The sequence below is a fragment of the Paraburkholderia phytofirmans PsJN genome, from assembly GCF_000020125.1.
GTDB classification, from domain to species: Bacteria; Pseudomonadota; Gammaproteobacteria; order Burkholderiales; family Burkholderiaceae; genus Paraburkholderia; species Paraburkholderia phytofirmans.
In genome coordinates, this window is sequence record NC_010681.1 from 3756549 (window position 1) to 3772561 (window position 16013).

At 64.3% G+C, this 16013-nt stretch carries 17 protein-coding genes; 10 read left to right on the plus strand and 7 right to left on the minus strand.

Annotated features, from left to right (window positions below; translation table 11 throughout):
• Positions 1-29 precede the first annotated feature (29 nt).
• The 5 genes from BPHYT_RS16575 to purH all read left to right on the plus strand — a co-directional run bounded on the left by BPHYT_RS16575 (position 30) and on the right by purH (position 6004).
• Positions 30-1433: an aminopeptidase P N-terminal domain-containing protein gene (locus tag BPHYT_RS16575; protein WP_041759037.1), complete on the plus strand. Its 1404-nt coding sequence runs from the start codon at positions 30-32 to the stop codon at positions 1431-1433.
• A gap of 19 nt (positions 1434-1452) precedes the next feature.
• A complete protein-coding gene (locus BPHYT_RS16580) occupies positions 1453-2841 on the plus strand; it encodes a UbiH/UbiF/VisC/COQ6 family ubiquinone biosynthesis hydroxylase (RefSeq protein ID WP_012434297.1) in 1389 nt (462 codons plus the stop codon).
• A 237-nt stretch (positions 2842-3078) separates the two neighbouring features.
• Positions 3079-4143: a tRNA dihydrouridine synthase DusB gene (gene dusB / locus BPHYT_RS16585; protein ID WP_012434298.1), complete on the plus strand. Its 1065-nt coding sequence runs from the start codon at positions 3079-3081 to the stop codon at positions 4141-4143.
• Positions 4140-4373 carry a Fis family transcriptional regulator gene (locus tag BPHYT_RS16590; protein ID WP_007180440.1) on the plus strand — a complete coding sequence of 78 codons (234 nt, stop codon included), beginning with the start codon at positions 4140-4142 and terminating at the stop codon, positions 4371-4373. Before dusB ends, BPHYT_RS16590 begins: the two co-directional genes overlap by 4 nt.
• Before the next feature lie 65 nt (positions 4374-4438).
• Positions 4439-6004, plus strand: a complete 1566-nt coding sequence (purH, locus tag BPHYT_RS16595; protein WP_012434299.1) for a bifunctional phosphoribosylaminoimidazolecarboxamide formyltransferase/IMP cyclohydrolase — start codon at positions 4439-4441, stop codon at positions 6002-6004.
• 211 nt (positions 6005-6215) lie between these two features.
• On the opposite strand, the gene BPHYT_RS16600 is transcribed toward purH, so the two are convergent.
• Positions 6216-6455 (minus strand): hypothetical protein, encoded by a 240-nt coding sequence (locus tag BPHYT_RS16600; protein WP_012434300.1) that lies wholly within the window; start codon positions 6453-6455, stop codon positions 6216-6218.
• Positions 6456-6583: 128 nt separating this feature from the next.
• Here BPHYT_RS16600 and ruvC point away from each other — a divergent pair, with 128 nt between their 5' ends.
• The gene (gene ruvC, locus BPHYT_RS16605; RefSeq protein WP_012434301.1) at positions 6584-7126 is read left to right on the plus strand and encodes a crossover junction endodeoxyribonuclease RuvC; all 543 of its coding nucleotides are present in this window, start codon (positions 6584-6586) and stop codon (positions 7124-7126) included.
• A gap of 197 nt (positions 7127-7323) precedes the next feature.
• Here ruvC and BPHYT_RS16610 read toward each other — a convergent pair whose 3' ends face one another.
• Positions 7324-7956 carry a LysE family translocator gene (locus tag BPHYT_RS16610; protein WP_012434302.1) on the minus strand — a complete coding sequence of 211 codons (633 nt, stop codon included), beginning with the start codon at positions 7954-7956 and terminating at the stop codon, positions 7324-7326.
• Between the two features lie 160 nt (positions 7957-8116).
• Here BPHYT_RS16610 and ruvA point away from each other — a divergent pair, with 160 nt between their 5' ends.
• The 3 genes from ruvA to BPHYT_RS16625 all read left to right on the plus strand — a co-directional run bounded on the left by ruvA (position 8117) and on the right by BPHYT_RS16625 (position 10862).
• Positions 8117-8698 (plus strand): Holliday junction branch migration protein RuvA, encoded by a 582-nt coding sequence (ruvA, locus tag BPHYT_RS16615; RefSeq protein ID WP_012434303.1) that lies wholly within the window; start codon positions 8117-8119, stop codon positions 8696-8698.
• 122 nt (positions 8699-8820) lie between these two features.
• The gene (ruvB, locus tag BPHYT_RS16620) at positions 8821-9885 is read left to right on the plus strand and encodes a Holliday junction branch migration DNA helicase RuvB (protein ID WP_012434304.1); all 1065 of its coding nucleotides are present in this window, start codon (positions 8821-8823) and stop codon (positions 9883-9885) included.
• A gap of 35 nt (positions 9886-9920) precedes the next feature.
• Positions 9921-10862: an oxygenase MpaB family protein gene (locus BPHYT_RS16625; RefSeq protein ID WP_012434305.1), complete on the plus strand. Its 942-nt coding sequence runs from the start codon at positions 9921-9923 to the stop codon at positions 10860-10862.
• A gap of 177 nt (positions 10863-11039) precedes the next feature.
• Here BPHYT_RS16625 and BPHYT_RS16630 read toward each other — a convergent pair whose 3' ends face one another.
• The 3 genes from BPHYT_RS16630 to tyrS all read right to left on the minus strand — a co-directional run bounded on the left by BPHYT_RS16630 (position 11040) and on the right by tyrS (position 13556).
• Positions 11040-11711 (minus strand): histidine phosphatase family protein, encoded by a 672-nt coding sequence (locus BPHYT_RS16630; protein WP_012434306.1) that lies wholly within the window; start codon positions 11709-11711, stop codon positions 11040-11042.
• Positions 11712-11815: 104 nt separating this feature from the next.
• Complete coding sequence (gene dtd, locus BPHYT_RS16635; RefSeq protein WP_012434307.1) at positions 11816-12274, minus strand: D-aminoacyl-tRNA deacylase; 459 nt, start codon at positions 12272-12274, stop codon at positions 11816-11818.
• A 31-nt stretch (positions 12275-12305) separates the two neighbouring features.
• Entirely contained in the window at positions 12306-13556 is a 1251-nt protein-coding gene (tyrS, locus tag BPHYT_RS16640; protein WP_012434308.1) for a tyrosine--tRNA ligase, read from the minus strand.
• A 206-nt stretch (positions 13557-13762) separates the two neighbouring features.
• Between tyrS and BPHYT_RS16645 the strand changes: the two genes are divergently transcribed.
• Positions 13763-14893, plus strand: coding sequence for an anhydro-N-acetylmuramic acid kinase (locus BPHYT_RS16645; RefSeq protein WP_012434309.1), 1131 nt, complete (start codon positions 13763-13765; stop codon positions 14891-14893).
• An 83-nt stretch (positions 14894-14976) separates the two neighbouring features.
• Here the strand turns inward: BPHYT_RS16645 and erpA are convergent, their stop codons facing one another.
• Positions 14977-15342 carry an iron-sulfur cluster insertion protein ErpA gene (gene erpA / locus BPHYT_RS16650; protein ID WP_007180424.1) on the minus strand — a complete coding sequence of 122 codons (366 nt, stop codon included), beginning with the start codon at positions 15340-15342 and terminating at the stop codon, positions 14977-14979.
• A gap of 278 nt (positions 15343-15620) precedes the next feature.
• The gene (gene rpsI, locus BPHYT_RS16655) at positions 15621-16013 is read right to left on the minus strand and encodes a 30S ribosomal protein S9 (protein ID WP_011489810.1); all 393 of its coding nucleotides are present in this window, start codon (positions 16011-16013) and stop codon (positions 15621-15623) included.

Here is a 16013-nt window from a genome sequence, read left to right on the forward strand (position 1 = left end):
ACTCCGCGCATGGGCGCTACAATCGCACGATGAACCAGCCGACCGAACCCACCATCGCCATCGACGTCTACCGCACGCGCCGTGAGCGCGTACTCGCCGCGCTGCGGGCAGCGGGCGGCGGCGTCGCCATCGTTCCCACCGCGCCGGAAGCGCTACGCAACCGGGACGCCGATTATCCCTATCGGCACGACAGCTACTTCTATTACCTGACTGGTTTCACCGAGCCCGAGGCGCTGCTGGTGCTCGACGCCAGCGCCGCGCCCGGCGAACCGGCTTCGGTGCTGTTCTGCCGCGAGAAAAACGTCGAGCGCGAAACGTGGGAAGGTTTCCGCTTCGGCCCTGACGGCGCGCGCGAGGCCTTTGGTTTCGACGCCGCGTTCGCCGTCGCCGAAATCGATGTGCAACTGCCGCGCCTGCTCGCCGACAAGCCGTCGCTGCATTACGCGCTCGGCGCTTCGGCGCAACTGGACGAACGGGTGCGCGGCTGGCTCGACGCGGTGCGCGCCCAAAGCCGCGGCGGCGTCGCCGCGCCGGCGACCGCGCGCGACCTCATCCCGTTGCTCGACGAGATGCGGCTTATCAAGGACGATCACGAACTCGCCATCATGCGCCGGGCCGGGCAGATTTCCGCCCAGGCGCATCGTCGCGCCATGGCCGCTTGCCATCCGGGCGTGCGCGAGTACGAACTCGAAGCCGAACTGCTCTACACGTTCCGCAAGTTCGGCGCGCAGGCGCCGGCTTACACGTCGATCGTCGCGGCCGGCGCAAACGCCTGCGTGCTGCACTACCCGGCCGGCAACGCGATTGCCCAGGACGGCGACCTGATTCTGATCGACGCGGCCTGCGAACTCGACGGCTACGCGTCCGACATCACCCGCACCTTTCCCGCCAGCGGCCGCTTCACGCCGGCGCAGCGCGAGCTGTACGACATCGTGCTGGCCGCGCAGCAGGCCGCGATCGACGCCACCCGCGCCGGCGCCACCTTCGACGACCCGCATCAGGCCGCCGTGCGCGTGCTGTCGCAGGGCTTGCTCGACACCGGCATCATCGAGCGCGCGAATTTCGCCTCCGTCGACGACGTGATCGCGGAGCGCGCCTACACGCCCTTCTATATGCACCGCACCGGCCACTGGCTCGGCATGGACGTGCACGATGTCGGCGACTACCGCGAACGCGGCGCGCCGCGCGACGAAGCGGGCGCGCTGCCGTGGCGCACGCTGCAAACGTCGATGACGCTGACGATCGAGCCCGGCCTGTATATCCGGCCGACCGAAGGCGTCCCCGAGCGCTACTGGAACATCGGCATCCGCATCGAGGACGACGCGATAGTCACGCCGACCGGTTGCGAACTCATGACGCGCGACGTACCGGTCGCCGCCGACGAGATCGAGGCGCTGATGCAGGAAGCCCGCGCGGCACATCGCGGCACATGAAACAAGGAAGTAACGCGCAATGAACGATGTTTCCCAGTCGACGGTGATCCTGAAGCCCGCCAAAGCCGGCCCGCCCTTCGATTTCGACGTGACGATCGTCGGCGCCGGTCCGGTCGGGCTGGCGCTGGCCGGCTGGCTGGCGCGCCGCAGCGCGACGCGCGAGTTGAAGATCGCGCTCGTCGACGCGCGCGAGCCGGAAGATTCGATCGCCGATCCGCGCGCCATCGCCGTGTCGCACGGCAGCCGGATGATCCTGGAGCCACTGCGCTGGCCTGCCGACGCCACCGCGATCCAGCGTATTCATGTCTCGCAGCGCGGCCACTTCGGCCGCACGCTGATCGATCACGGCGAGCACGGCTTGCCGGCGCTCGGTTACGTGCTGCGCTACGGTTCGATCGTGCATGGTCTCGCCGAGGCGGTGCACGCGACCTCGGTGCATTGGTTCCGCTCCACTTCGGCTGCGGCGCCGACGCAGGAACTCGACGGCGTCACGTTGCCGATCGAAACCGCGGGCGTCACGCGTCACTTGCGCACGCGCATTCTGGTGAATGCAGAAGGCGGGCTGTTCGGCGATCAGAAGTCTGCTAAACGCGCGGGAAAACGCGCCGGTAAGGACGCCAACATGAGTGCGGACGAGCAAGTCGGCCGCGAGGACGGCGACAGAATCGACAGCAGAGCCGCGAATATCGCGGCGGAAAGCGCAGATCGGCGCAGCGGCCACGACGCCTCGGCCTCACGGCGCGCCGGCCGAGGCGCCGTCGAACCCGGCTCGCGCGACTATGGACAAACCGCGCTGGTCGGCACAGTGACGGTATCCGCGCCGCAACCGCACGTGGCGTGGGAGCGCTTCACGTCGCAAGGGCCGATCGCACTGCTGCCGATGGGCGGCGTGCGCGGCGCCGACTACGCGCTGGTCTGGTGCTGCGCGCCCGAAGAAGCCGCGCGCCGCGCACAACTCTCCGACGAAGACTTCCTGCGCGAGCTCGGCGCCGCATTCGGCGACCGCATGGGCCGCTTCACGCACATCAAGGGACGCGCGTCGTTCCCGTTGGGGCTGAACGCTGCGGAAACGCTCGTGAATGGCCACATCGTCGCGATCGGCAACGCGGCGCAGACGCTGCATCCGGTCGCGGGCCAAGGTCTGAATCTGGGTCTGCGCGACGCGCACGCGCTCGCCGACGCCCTGTCAGCGGAAGGTCCGACACCGCTCGCGCTGGCCACCTTCGCGCAACGTCGCGCGCTCGACCGGCGCATGACGATCGGCGCCACCGACACGCTCGCGCGTCTGTTCACCATCGACTTCGCGCCGCTCGCCGTCGTGCGTGGCCTCGCTCTTACCGCGCTCGAATTCCTGCCGCCGGTAAAAACCGCGCTGGCACGGCAAATGATGTTCGGACAGCGCCGCTAGGCGCGCCGCCCGCTCGCGCCGCACGGCCTTTTTGCTCAGCGCGCAAGGGTCCGCACGAGTAGCGCCGGTTCTATGAATCGGCGCACTTTCATAGAAGATTTAATGGGTTACGACAGGCACATGTCGGGTGCCGGCTATCCGTTAACGCTAAAATAGCGGTTTTCTCTCGCATTTCGCGAACGCTCCGATTGACAGAAATTGTGCAATCGGCCGCGCGCGACCACCGCGTCTCACGTTATGCCCACTCTCGGCTCCCACAATCTGCGTAATAACCTGTTCGTCGCGCCTATGGCCGGCGTGACCGACCGGCCGTTCCGGCAACTGTGCAAACGGCTGGGCGCGGGCTATGCGGTGTCGGAAATGGTCGCCTCGAACGCGCAGTTGTGGAAAAGCGAGAAGACCATGCGCCGTGCCAACCACGCGGGCGAGGTCGAGCCGATCGCCGTGCAGATCGCCGGCGCCGATCCGGCCATGATGGCCGAAGCGGCTCGCTACAACGTGGCGAACGGCGCGCAGATCATCGACATCAACATGGGCTGCCCGGCCAAGAAGGTATGCAACGTGGCGGCGGGTTCGGCTTTGCTGCAGAACGAGCCGCTGGTGCAACGCATTGTCGAGGCCGTGGTGGGCGCCGTGGGCGTCGGGCCCGACGCGGTGCCCGTCACGCTGAAGATCCGCACCGGCTGGAATCGCGAGAACAAGAATGCGCTGAATGTCGCGCGTCTGGCCGAATCGGCGGGCATTTCCATGCTGACCGTGCATGGCCGCACGCGTGCCGACCTGTATCACGGGGACGCCGAATACGAAACCATCGCCGCGGTGAAAGCCGCCGTGCGCATTCCCGTGGTCGCCAACGGCGACATTACCTCGCCGCACAAGGCGCGCGAGGTACTCGCCGCCACCGGCGCGGACGCCATCATGATCGGCCGCGCGGCGCAGGGGCGCCCATGGCTGTTTCGCGAGATCGAGTATTTCCTGCAAACGGGCGAGTTGCTGCCGCCGCCGCGGATCGACGAGATCCAGCAGGTGATGAACGAGCATCTGGAAGACCACTACGCGTTCTACGGGGAATTTACCGGTGTCCGCACTGCGCGTAAGCACATCGGCTGGTACACTCGCGGCCTTTCTGGCGCCAACGTGTTCCGGCATCGCATGAATACGCTAGACACCACGCGCGAACAACTCCTCGCCGTCAACGAATTCTTCGACGCCCAAAAGGCGATCTCAGACCGTCTCGTCTACGTCGACGAGACGCTCAGCGAAAACGGCGAGCCGGACCAAACCGACCGACTAGCAGCATGAGCAAGAACAATATCGAACAATCTGTCCGCGACAGCCTGGGAATGTATTTCCAGGATCTCGACGGCTCGAATCCGCACGACGTCTACGACATGGTGATTTCCTGCGTAGAAAAACCTCTGCTCGAAGTGGTGCTCGAGCAGGCCGGCGGCAACCAGTCGCTGGCCGCCGAGTATCTCGGCATCAACCGCAATACGCTGCGCAAGAAACTGCAACAGCACGGTTTGCTGTAGCCCGTTGTAATTCGTTGTAGTTTCTCGCGCCCTGCCACGTTTCCCTTCGGCTTTTCGTCTTCATCATGATCAAGCAAGCGCTCATCTCCGTTTCCGACAAGTCCGGCATCGTCGACTTCGCCAAGTCGCTGTCCGACCTCGGCGTCAAGATCCTGTCGACCGGCGGCACCGCGAAACTGCTCGCGGACGCGGGTCTCTCCGTCACCGAAGTCGCCGATTACACGGGCTTCCCGGAAATGCTGGACGGGCGCGTGAAAACGCTGCATCCGAAGGTGCACGGCGGCATTCTCGCGCGCCGCGACCTGCCGGAACACATGGCGGCGCTTGAGAAGCACGACATTCCGACCATCGACCTGCTGGTCGTGAATCTGTACCCGTTCGTGCAGACCGTGTCGAAAGAAGAATGCTCGCTGGAAGACGCGATCGAGAACATCGACATTGGCGGCCCGACCATGCTGCGTTCGGCCGCGAAGAATCATCGCGACGTGACGGTGGTGGTCGATCCGGCGGACTACGCGGTCGTGCTCGACGAGATGCGCGCAAACAGCAATGCCGTTTCGTACAAGACGAATTTCCGTCTCGCCACCAAAGTGTTCGCGCACACGGCACAATACGACGGCGCGATCACGAACTACCTGACGAGCCTGACCGACGAACTGCAACACTCGTCGCGCAACACGTATCCGGCAACGTTCAACCTCGCGTTCGACAAGGTGCAGGATCTGCGCTACGGCGAAAACCCGCATCAGAGCGCGGCGTTCTACCGCGACCTGAGCGTGCCGGCCGGCGCGCTGGCGAACTACAACCAGTTGCAAGGCAAGGAACTGTCGTACAACAACATTGCGGATTCCGACGCGGCGTGGGAATGCGTGAAGACCTTCGACGTGCCGGCCTGCGTGATCGTCAAACACGCGAATCCGTGCGGCGTGGCGCTTGGTGCGGATGCGCACGACGCGTACGCCAAGGCGCTGCAGACCGATCCGACCTCGGCGTTCGGCGGCATCATCGCCTTCAATCGCGAAGTGGACGAAGCGGCGGCGCAGGCCGTGGCCAAGCAGTTCGTCGAAGTGCTGATCGCGCCGTCGTTCAGCGCCGAAGCGCGCCAGGTGTTCGCGGCCAAGCAGAATGTGCGTCTGCTGGAAATCGCGCTGGGCGAAGGCCATAACGCGTTCGATCTGAAGCGCGTGGGCGGCGGGCTGCTGGTGCAATCGCTCGACTCGAAGAACGTGCAGCCGCACGAATTGCGCGTGGTCACGAAGCGTCATCCGACGCCGAAGGAAATGGACGATCTGCTGTTCGCGTGGCGCGTGGCGAAGTTCGTGAAGTCGAATGCGATCGTGTTCTGCGGCAACGGCATGACGCTGGGCGTCGGCGCGGGCCAGATGAGCCGCGTGGACTCGGCGCGCATTGCGAGCATCAAGGCGCAGAACGCCGGTTTGACGCTGGCGGGTTCGGCGGTGGCGTCGGACGCGTTCTTCCCGTTCCGCGACGGTCTCGACGTGGTGGTGGCGGCGGGCGCGAGCTGCGTGATTCAGCCGGGCGGTTCGATGCGCGACGACGAAGTGGTTGGCGCGGCGGATGAGCACAATATCGCGATGGTGCTGACGGGTGTGCGTCACTTCCGGCATTGATTTGGGTTTGGCAGCGGCGCCGGGTTCTTGTTGAAACCGGGTTGCTGGTGAGGGTTGAGGTTTCGAGATGCGGCCTGGTGGAATTATTCGCCGGGCCGTTTTCTTTGGTGCGGGCTTGGTGCGGGCTTCGGTTCGGCTCTTGTGTCGTGTGCGCCGTGTGCGCCGCTTGTTCCATTTGCTTCGGTCCTGCCGTGCTGGCGCCGAGCGCCGTTCAGTCGTCCGGGTCCTTTCTCGCATAGCCGCCGCTCACATCAGCGTGTCGGCTGATATAAGTGCTGAGCCCCTGCCCGCGTTGCGCGAGACGTTTCAATGCAGCGACGTGCCGTGCGCCGACACTCGCCTCGGTGTACCAATACACCACGCCGTGCCTGAAGCGGACAGCGACGAAATCGTCGCCGATTTCATAAGCCTCGACGCCCGAGTCGCCGCTGAGATTCCGATAGCGCTCCATGTGCGAATGCCTCCTTGCAGCACATCCAGCAGTTTTTATTCCGCCGATATCGGCGCGCGCCGGCCGCCGCGTGGCGCGCGTGTTGTAGTATCGCAAGCACCTGGTTTTTACCGCATTTGCGGCACCTCATGAGAATTCTCGGCATCGACCCCGGCCTGCGCGTGACCGGCTTCGGCGTGATCGACCAAAGCGGCCATACGCTCAGCTATGTCGCGAGCGGCGTCATTAAAACCGCCGACGCCGATTTGCCGTCGCGTCTGGGTACCATCTTCGAAGGCATCTCCACATTGATCCGCCAGCATTCGCCGGATCAATCGGCGATTGAAAAAGTCTTCGTCAACGTCAACCCACAATCCACTTTGCTGCTCGGCCAGGCGCGCGGCGCGGCGATCTGTGGACTGGTTGCGAGCGGGGTACCGGTCGCCGAATATACGGCCCTGCAATTGAAGCAGGCCGTGGTGGGTTACGGCCGCGCAACCAAGGAACAGATGCAACAGATGGTGGTGCGTCTGCTCAACCTTTCCGGCGTACCCGGCACCGACGCCGCCGACGCGCTCGGCATGGCAATCTGCCACGCGCACGGCGGCACGACGCTGAGCACGTTGGGCGGCATCGCGCCTTCGCTGGCGAAGAAGGGGCTGCGGGTGAGGCGCGGACGTTTGGTCGGATAGAGCAGCACACGAGGCTCGTTGGCCCCACTGCGCCACACACCTGTGTTCGTGGTTCGTGGTTCGTGGTTCGTGGTTCGTGGTTCGTGGCTCACGGCTCACGGCTCACGGCTCACGGCTCACGGCTCACGGCTCACGGCTCACGGCTCACGGCTCACGCAACATGGTACGCAACGCATCCAGACCGCGCGGTTCCCCGATCAATTCCGGCTAGCCAGCGCAAGGCGGCAAGCCAACCCCGCGAACACCGTCCCCAACAAATACTGCGGCACCTTCGACGGCCGCCGCCCCGCCGACAGCTTGCGGCTCAGCTTGCTCGCCATCAAGATCACCGCGCCATTCACGCAGAAGCCGATCAGGTTCAGCACGGTTGCCAGCACCATGATCTGCAACGCGACCGACCCCGCTTCGGGCCGCACGAATTGCGGAAACAGCGCGAGCACAAACAGCGCAACTTTCGGATTCAGCAGATTGGTGAAGAGGCCCTGACGAAAAATTCGGCCAACCGGATAACGGCTCAACGACGCATTCGGCGCGAGCACCGTGCCCTGCGCACGGAATGTTTTCCAGGCGAGATAGAGCAGATACGCAGCGCCGGCAAATCGCACGAAGCCGTATGCCATCGGCACAGCCAGAAAGAGTTGCGACAAGCCGAACGCCGCGGCCAAAGCATGACAATAGGTGCCGACCAGAATGCCCGCCAGCGACGCGAACCCCGCGGAAGGCCCCTGACTCACACTGCGCGAGGCAATCAGCAACATGTCGGGGCCGGGCGTGGCGGTCAACGCGAGACACGCGCCGGCAAACAGCGCGAGAGTGGTGAGGCTCAGCATGAAAGCTCCTTCTGGGTGAGTGGGTTGAGAACCCGCCAAAAGGGATCTCAGTCTATGGGGCGGCCTCGAACGGGTCAACCGCGATTACGCGTAACCCACTCTCCACTCGACGCTCACGCGCTGCGCTACACTCGCCCTTTCTCTCGAAATTGAATTCGCCATGATCGGTCGCATTGCCGGCGTTCTGCTGGAAAAAAACCCGCCGCATCTGCTCATCGACTGCAACGGCGTCGGTTACGAAGTGGATGTGCCGATGAGCACGTTCTACAACCTCCCCTCCACCGGCGAACGCGTCGTGTTGCTCACACAGATGATCGTCCGCGAAGACGCACACCTGCTGTACGGCTTCGGCACCGCGGAGGAACGCTCGACGTTCCGCGAACTGCTGAAAATATCCGGCATCGGTGCGCGCATGGCGTTGGCGGTGCTCTCCGGCATGAGCGTGCACGAACTCGCGCAGACCGTCACCATGCAGGACGCGGCGCGTCTGACGCGCGTGCCGGGCATCGGCAAGAAGACGGCGGAGCGCCTGCTCCTCGAACTGAAGGGCAAGATCGGCGCCGACCTGGGCGCGATGGCGGGCGCGGCATCGGCATCCGACCACGCCTCCGACATCCTGAACGCACTGCTCGCATTGGGTTACTCCGAAAAGGAAGCGTTGACCGCCGTCAAAAACGTGCCGGCCGGCACTGGTGTTTCTGAGGGGATCAAGCTCGCGTTGAAGGCGCTCTCCAAGGGCTGAAGCTCAGCCCTCGGTTCGACATGCATGCGAGTGTCAACTGAAGCTTCGCACACGCCTGCGCACCGCGCACCCTGGCCATTCGGCCGAGTTTCGCGGCAGGCGGCTCGCGGTACAATGAACGCATGATCGAAACCGACAAACTCGCCGCCGAGCGCATCATCGCGGCCACGCCCGTCTCGCCGAACGAAGAAGCGTTCGAGCGCGCGTTGCGTCCGCGCCAGCTCGAAGAATATGTCGGGCAGGAAAAAGTGCGCGGCCAGCTGGAAATCTTTATCGAGGCCGCCAAGCGCCGCTCTGAATCGCTCGACCACGTCCTGCTGTTCGGGCCACCGGGTCTCGGCAAGACCACGCTCGCGCACATCATCGCGCGGGAAATGGGCGTGAATTTGCGGCAAACGTCCGGACCGGTGCTCGAACGCGCCGGCGACCTCGCCGCGCTGCTCACCAATCTCGAAGCCAACGACGTTTTGTTCATCGACGAAATCCACCGGCTCTCGCCGGTCGTCGAAGAAATTCTGTACCCGGCGTTGGAGGATTATCAGATCGACATCATGATCGGCGAAGGGCCGGCCGCGCGAAGCGTGAAGCTCGACCTGCAACCGTTCACGCTGGTCGGCGCGACCACGCGCGCGGGCATGCTCACCAACCCGCTGCGCGACCGCTTCGGCATCGTGGCGCGGCTCGAGTTTTATAACGCCGAGGAACTGGCGCGCATCGTCACGCGTTCGGCGTCGTTGCTGAATGCGCAGATTCATCCGGACGGCGCGTTTGAAATCGCCAAGCGCGCGCGCGGCACGCCGCGGATCGCGAACCGTCTGCTGCGGCGCGTGCGCGACTTTGCCGAGGTGAAGGCCGACGGCAACATCACCGCGCAAGTGGCCGACGCGGCGCTCAAGATGCTCGACGTGGATGCAGTCGGCTTCGACCTGATGGACCGTAAGCTGCTCGAAGCAATTCTGCACAAGTTCGACGGCGGCCCGGTCGGCGTCGACAATCTGGCGGCGGCAATCGGCGAAGAGCGCGACACGATCGAAGACGTCCTCGAGCCATATCTGATCCAGCAGGGCTTCCTGCAACGCACGCCGCGCGGCCGCGTCGCCACGCTGCTCACGTACCGGCATTTCGGCCTCGCCGCGCCGGATTCGTCGAGCGGCTTGCCGGGTCTGTGGGATTCCGCCGCGACCTGAGCGGCACACGTCACGCCCCACGAGACCGAATCAGGATGTCCGACCAAACCAGGCAGCCCAACTCGTCCAACGGTCTCGCGCAACTTCTCACCGGCAGGCTCCGCTCGAAATTGGCCGCCGGCGTCACCAATCTGACAAGCGGCAGCGGTCCCACGCTCGACTACTCGTCGCCTCCGGGCGACCCCGGCTTGTTCGGCCCTGACTCCGTATGCTGGACAGTCCACGCCGATTTCACGTCCATGATGACGGGCGGCATCAGCGCGCTTCTGCTTCAGGCGCTGCACCCGCTGGCCCTCGCCGGCGTGTGGGACCATTCGACGTTTCGCACCGATATTCTCGGCCGCCTGCGCCGCACCGCGACATTTATCGCGGGCACGACCTTCGGCAGCCGGCACGACGCACTGGCGCTGATCGAACGTGTGAAGCGCATTCATCTTGGCGTGAGCGGCGTCACGCCTGACGGCCAGCCCTATCGCGCGAGCGAACCCGAGTTGTTGACGTGGGTGCATGTCGCCGAAGTGTCGAGCTTCATGACCGCGCACCTGCGCTATGTGAACCCGGCACTGCCAATTGCCGCGCAGGATCAGTACTTCGCCGAGACCGCGCGCATTGCCGAGATGCTCGGCGCGTCGCACATTCCGCGTTCGCGAGCCGAGATCGATGATTACTTGCTCGCGATGCAGCCCGAGCTTGTGGCCAGCGAGCGCACGCGTGAAGTCGTGAGGGTTCTTCTGAACGCGCCCGCCCCCAGCCTATCGATGCGGCCGGCCGGCGTGTTGATGTTCAACGCCGGCGTCGATCTTCTGCCTGATTGGGCACAGGCGATGTTGGGATTCCAGCGCTATGCCGTGCTTCGCCGCGCGGTGGCCAGGCCCGGCGTGCGGCTGGTCGCGCCGGTCATTCGCTGGGCGCTGGTGAATGGTGTGTCGAAACGGGCGCGCCGACGCGTGGCAGCGGGCGTAAGCGAACCGGAATAACGCGAGCGTCGGCGCTCGAACGCGCACAAACTGCGCAATCAAACGTCAGCGATAACCACCGCGTGAATATGCGCGTAAATCGCGACATCGATCTTCGTCGGCCCGAATTCGCGGGACGCGCGCGAACGCGTTCGAATCAGCCGCGCAAGATCACGCTACCCGATCGCCCCGCGCCAATCATCGCCCCGGCTCCGGCACCTTCTTGAAACTGTCATCCGCGCTCGGCGCATCGAGATGCGAGACGTCCGCCCACGAGACGATCGTCGCCTTGCCATTATCGAAATCCACGGCGTTCACGCTCGTGTTCAGCAACGGGTAGTTACGCGGCGCATCGAGCGGCAGGCCACAGGCAAAGCGTCGCACGCAATCGAGCACGCCGCCATGCGCGACGCAAGCAATCCGTCCACCAGGGTGCGCGGCGACCAGCGGTTCGATCGCGTGCAGCACGCGATGGTAGAGCGTGCGCAGCGACTCGCCTTCCGGCGGTGCGAAGCCCGCATCGCGGGTCTGCCAGTGCGCGTATTCATCGGGGAACCGCAGGGCGATCTCGTCGCTATCGTGGCCCTGGAACGCGCCGTATGAACGCTCGCGCAGACCTTCGCGCAACTGCAGCGGCAGGGCGAGCGCATCGGCGATCGGCTGCGCGGTTTGCTGCGCGCGTTGCAGGTCGCTCGAATAGATCGCGTCGAGCCGTGCGCCCTGCTTCGCCTCATCGGCCATGCGGCGCGCCAGGCGCTGCGCCTGCGCCAGCCCCGTCGTAGCGAGCGGAATGTCAATGTGACCTTGAATGCGCTTGATGCGGTTCCAGTCGGTCTCGCCGTGCCGGATGAACAGAATCTGCGTCGTCATGGGATTGGAAGTGGGCGCCTTGGCCGGTGATGCCGAGCCGCTATTGTCGCAAAAGCGGTTGGAGGATGGATGCGCACGCCAGAGTGCGCATTGAAGGACAAAGCTCAGGCGTTCGTCTGCAGCCAGAACGTGACCGGCCCGTCGTTGACGAGCGAGACCTGCATGTCGGCGCCGAACTCGCCGGTCTCGACGATCGGGTGCTTCGCCCGCGCCGCCGCGACGAAGTAATCGAACAGGCGCTTGCCTTCATCCGGCGGCGCAGCCGGCGTAAAGCTCGGACGCAGGCCGCTGTTGGTGTCCGCGGCCAGCGTGAATTGCGACACGAGAAGCAAGCCGCCCGCGCGCCCGGCGCCATCGAGATTTTGCACGGAGAGATTCATCTTGCCGGCGGCGTCGCTGAAGACGCGGTAGCCGAGCACCTTGGCCAGCAACCGGTCGGCAGCCGCCTCGCTGTCGCCGCGTTCGGCGCACACGAGCGCGAGCAGGCCCGCCTCGATCGCGCCCGTCACGCGGTCGGCCACGCGCACTTCGGCGCGCCGCACGCGCTGGATCAGCGCGATCACCGGCGCGGCTCCGTTAGCGCCACTCTGAACATCAGGCTGTCAGCGTGACGCGCGCAAAGCGGCGCTTGCCGACCTGCACGACGTACTCGCCGGCTTCGACCTTCAGGCCCTTGTCTGACACGGTCGCGCCATCGATCTTCACGCCGCCCTGCTCGATATTGCGCAGCGCTTCGCTAGTAGACGGCACGAGGTTGGCCTGCTTGAGCAACTGGCCGATCGCGAGCGGGGCGCCCGCCAGCGTCACGGCCGGGATATCGTCCGGCACGCCGCCCTTCGCGCGATGGTTGAAGTCTTCGAGCGCGCGCTCGGCATCGGCTTGCGAGTGGAAGCGCGCGACGATTTCCTGACCGAGCAGCACCTTGAAATCTCGCGGATTGCGGCCCGCTTCGATTTCCTTCCTGAAGCCGGCGATTTCGTCCATCGGACGGAACGACAGCAGTTCGAAGTAACGCCACATCAGCACGTCGGAAATGCTCATCAGCTTGCCGAACATGTCAGTCGGCTTTTCGCTGATGCCGATGTAGTTGTTCTTCGACTTCGACATCTTCTCGACGCCGTCCAGCCCCTCGAGCAGCGGCATCGTCAAGATGCATTGCTGCTCCTGGCCGTATTGCTTCTGCAGCTCGCGGCCCACCAGCAGGTTGAACTTCTGGTCCGTGCCGCCGAGTTCGAGGTCCGCGTTCAGCGCGACCGAGTCATAGCCTTGCATCAGCGGATACAGGAACTCGTGGATCGAGATCGGCACGCCGCCTTGAAAACGCTTCGTGAAGTCTTCGCGCTCGAGGATCCGCGCCACCGTGTAGCGCGACGCGAGCTTGATCATGCCATCGGCGCCAAGCGGCATCGACCATTCGCTGTTGTAGCGGATCTCGGTCTTTTCGCGGTCGAGCACGAGCGCGGCCTGATCGAAATACGTCTTCGCGTTCGATTCGATCTGCTCGCGCGTGAGCGGCGGACGTGTGGCATTACGGCCCGACGGATCGCCGATCAGCGACGTGAAATCGCCGATCAGGAAGATCACGGTATGACCGAGATCCTGCAATTGGCGCATCTTGTTCAACACGACCGTGTGGCCGATGTGGATGTCCGGCGCGGTCGGATCGAGCCCGAGCTTGATACGCAGCGGCTTGCCCGTAGCCGCGCTCTTCGCGAGTTTTTGCGCGAATTCGTCTTCGATCAGCAGTTCGTCGACACCGCGCTTGGTGATGGCGAGCGCGTGACGGACTTCGTCGGTGATCGGGAAGGCGGCAGCGGGGTTAGGCTTGGTGGACTCGGTGCTCATGCTGGAAACGTGAAGTCGCGAAAAAAAGAGATTGTCCCATAGATGCGCGCCGCCGCGCCCACTGACGCAGCCACAATCGCCTCGCCGGCGCGCGATTTCTGCGTTTGATGTCACACCACCGGCGTCGCGGCGCTTCATATTCGACCGCGCTTCGCCCGATAATCTGCTACAACGGATCGCAACGAACCATCGAGAGGAGCAGCAACGTGGCGCAAGACCCCGCAGACGGCGTCTACTTTGGATTGATGTCCGGCACCAGCATGGACGGCGTGGACGGCGTGGCCGTCAAATTCGCGCAAGGCAAGCCGCCGGTGGTGCTGGCCGAGGCGTTTGTCGGCTTTGCCGCGGGCCTGCGCGACGCATTGTTCGCGCTCCAGCAACCCGGCGACAACGAGATCGAACGCGAGGCGCTGGCCGCCAACGCGCTCGCCACGCGTTATGCCGTGTGCTGCCACGAACTGTTGCACGGCAGCCGCGTGCCGGCTGCGGAGGTGCGCGCGATCGGCGTGCATGGGCAGACGGTTCGGCATCGACCGGAAAAGGGCTATACGCGGCAAATCAACAACCCGGCGCTGCTCGCGGAAATGATGCATATCGACGTGATTGCCGATTTCCGCAGCCGCGATGTCGCGGCCGGCGGCCAGGGCGCGCCGCTCGTGCCGGCTTTTCACGCCACGGTGTTCGGCGCGAAAAACGAAACGCGGGTGGTCTGCAATCTTGGCGGCATCAGCAATATCACGATTCTGAATGCGACCGGCAGTGTGCGCGGCTTCGACTGCGGACCCGCCAACGCGCTGCTCGACGAGTGGGCGCAGCGCCATCTCGGCAAACCGTTTGACGAGAACGGCCATTTCGCGGCGGGCGGCAAGGTGGATCGCACGTTGCTGAATGCGTTGCTCGACGAGCCGTTTTTCAGCCAACAGCCGCCGAAGAGCACCGGCCGTGACCTGTTCAACGCGGAATGGCTCGATGCGAAGCTGCAGCCGTTCGCCGGGCTCGATCCCGCCGACGCGCAAGCGACACTGGTTGCGCTCACCGCCGTGACGGTCGCGCGCGAGATCGAGCGGCATGCGTCGGACGCGCGGGCCGTCTATGTCTGCGGCGGTGGCGCGCGCAACCCGGAGATTCTGAAGGCGTTGCAGCAGGCGCTGGAGGACAGCGGCGTCAGCGGCGTTCCCGTCATGACCACCGATGCGCTCGGCGTACCGCCAAGCCAGGTCGAACCGCTTGCTTTTGCCTGGCTCGCGATGCGCTGCGTGGCGCGTCTGCCGGGCAATCTGCCGGCGGTGACAGGCGCCTCAGCCGAGCGCGTGCTCGGAGCAATCTATCCGCGCTGAGCGCCGCGCGAGATTCGGATGCAGAAAACAAGAAACGGGGCCGAAGCCCCGTTTCTTGTTTCAACCTGTCATTCAGCGCGCCATTACACCGAGAACGACGAACCACAACCGCAAGTGGTCGTTGCATTCGGGTTCTTGATAACGAACTGCGCGCCGTTGATGTCGTCCTTGTAGTCGATCTCAGCGCCCACCAGATACTGGTAGCTCATTGAATCGATCAACAGCTGGACGCCGCTCTTGTTCATGACGGTGTCGTCTTCGTTGACGGCTTCGTCGAAGGTAAAACCGTACTGAAAGCCCGAGCAGCCGCCGCCCTGCACGAAAACGCGCAGTTTGAGGTCCGCATTGCCTTCTTCTTCGATCAGTTGCTTGACCTTGTCAGCCGCTGCGTCGGTAAAAACGAAGGGGGCGGGCATCTCGGTCACGGGTGTATCGGTGACTGCGTTCATTCGAACTCTCCAAAAAGCTTCTAACCGCTATTGTAGGGCTGATCTCGATATCGTGCCGAAGCCCACAAAATCAATAGGTTCTTACTGAGAATCAGTGAACGGCACGTTCTGCCGCCGCCAGCCCGACTAAGCATGATGCATCGCCGCGCTGGTGACGAATTCGCTGCGCCAGCACCGCACCGCGCAAAACCGCGAACCCATGAAAAAAGCCGCCTTCGCGAAAGCGTTGGCGGCTTTTGCAGCGCACCGGCCCGAAAGCCGGTTTGCACCCGAAACGATTAACGCTTCGAGAATTGCTTCCGGCGACGTGCCTTGTGGAAACCGACCTTCTTACGTTCCACTTCACGTGCGTCACGCGTAACGAAGCCAGCCTTCGACAGTTCCGGCTTCAGCGTTGCGTCGTAGTCCATCAGCGCGCGCGTGATGCCGTGGCGAACCGCACCGGCTTGACCCGTTTCACCGCCACCCGTCACGTTGACCTTGATGTCGAACGTAACGCCGTGGTTCGTGAGTTCCAGCGGCTGACGCACGATCATCAGCGACGTTTCGCGCGAGAAGTAATCGGCGATAGGCTTGCCGTTCACAACGATATCGCCCTTGCCTGCCTTGATGAAGACGCGTGCGACGGCGCTCTTGCGGCGGCCCGTGCCGTAATTCCAGTTACCGATCAT

Excerpts from the sequence above, each read along its gene's own strand:
- BPHYT_RS16575 (WP_041759037.1), top strand. The coding sequence starts at position 30 with ATGAACCAGCCGACCGAACCCACCATCGCCATCGACGTCTACCGCACG.
- BPHYT_RS16580 (WP_012434297.1), top strand. The coding sequence starts at position 1,453 with ATGAACGATGTTTCCCAGTCGACGGTGATCCTGAAGCCCGCCAAAGCC.
- dusB (WP_012434298.1), top strand. The coding sequence starts at position 3,079 with ATGCCCACTCTCGGCTCCCACAATCTGCGTAATAACCTGTTCGTCGCG.
- BPHYT_RS16590 (WP_007180440.1), top strand. The coding sequence starts at position 4,140 with ATGAGCAAGAACAATATCGAACAATCTGTCCGCGACAGCCTGGGAATG.
- purH (WP_012434299.1), top strand. The coding sequence starts at position 4,439 with ATGATCAAGCAAGCGCTCATCTCCGTTTCCGACAAGTCCGGCATCGTC.
- BPHYT_RS16600 (WP_012434300.1), bottom strand. The coding sequence starts at position 6,455 with ATGGAGCGCTATCGGAATCTCAGCGGCGACTCGGGCGTCGAGGCTTAT.
- ruvC (WP_012434301.1), top strand. The coding sequence starts at position 6,584 with ATGAGAATTCTCGGCATCGACCCCGGCCTGCGCGTGACCGGCTTCGGC.
- BPHYT_RS16610 (WP_012434302.1), bottom strand. The coding sequence starts at position 7,956 with ATGCTGAGCCTCACCACTCTCGCGCTGTTTGCCGGCGCGTGTCTCGCG.
- ruvA (WP_012434303.1), top strand. The coding sequence starts at position 8,117 with ATGATCGGTCGCATTGCCGGCGTTCTGCTGGAAAAAAACCCGCCGCAT.
- ruvB (WP_012434304.1), top strand. The coding sequence starts at position 8,821 with ATGATCGAAACCGACAAACTCGCCGCCGAGCGCATCATCGCGGCCACG.
- BPHYT_RS16625 (WP_012434305.1), top strand. The coding sequence starts at position 9,921 with ATGTCCGACCAAACCAGGCAGCCCAACTCGTCCAACGGTCTCGCGCAA.
- BPHYT_RS16630 (WP_012434306.1), bottom strand. The coding sequence starts at position 11,711 with ATGACGACGCAGATTCTGTTCATCCGGCACGGCGAGACCGACTGGAAC.
- tyrS (WP_012434308.1), bottom strand. The coding sequence starts at position 13,556 with ATGAGCACCGAGTCCACCAAGCCTAACCCCGCTGCCGCCTTCCCGATC.
- erpA (WP_007180424.1), bottom strand. The coding sequence starts at position 15,342 with ATGAACGCAGTCACCGATACACCCGTGACCGAGATGCCCGCCCCCTTC.
- rpsI (WP_011489810.1), bottom strand. The coding sequence starts at position 16,013 with ATGATCGGTAACTGGAATTACGGCACGGGCCGCCGCAAGAGCGCCGTC.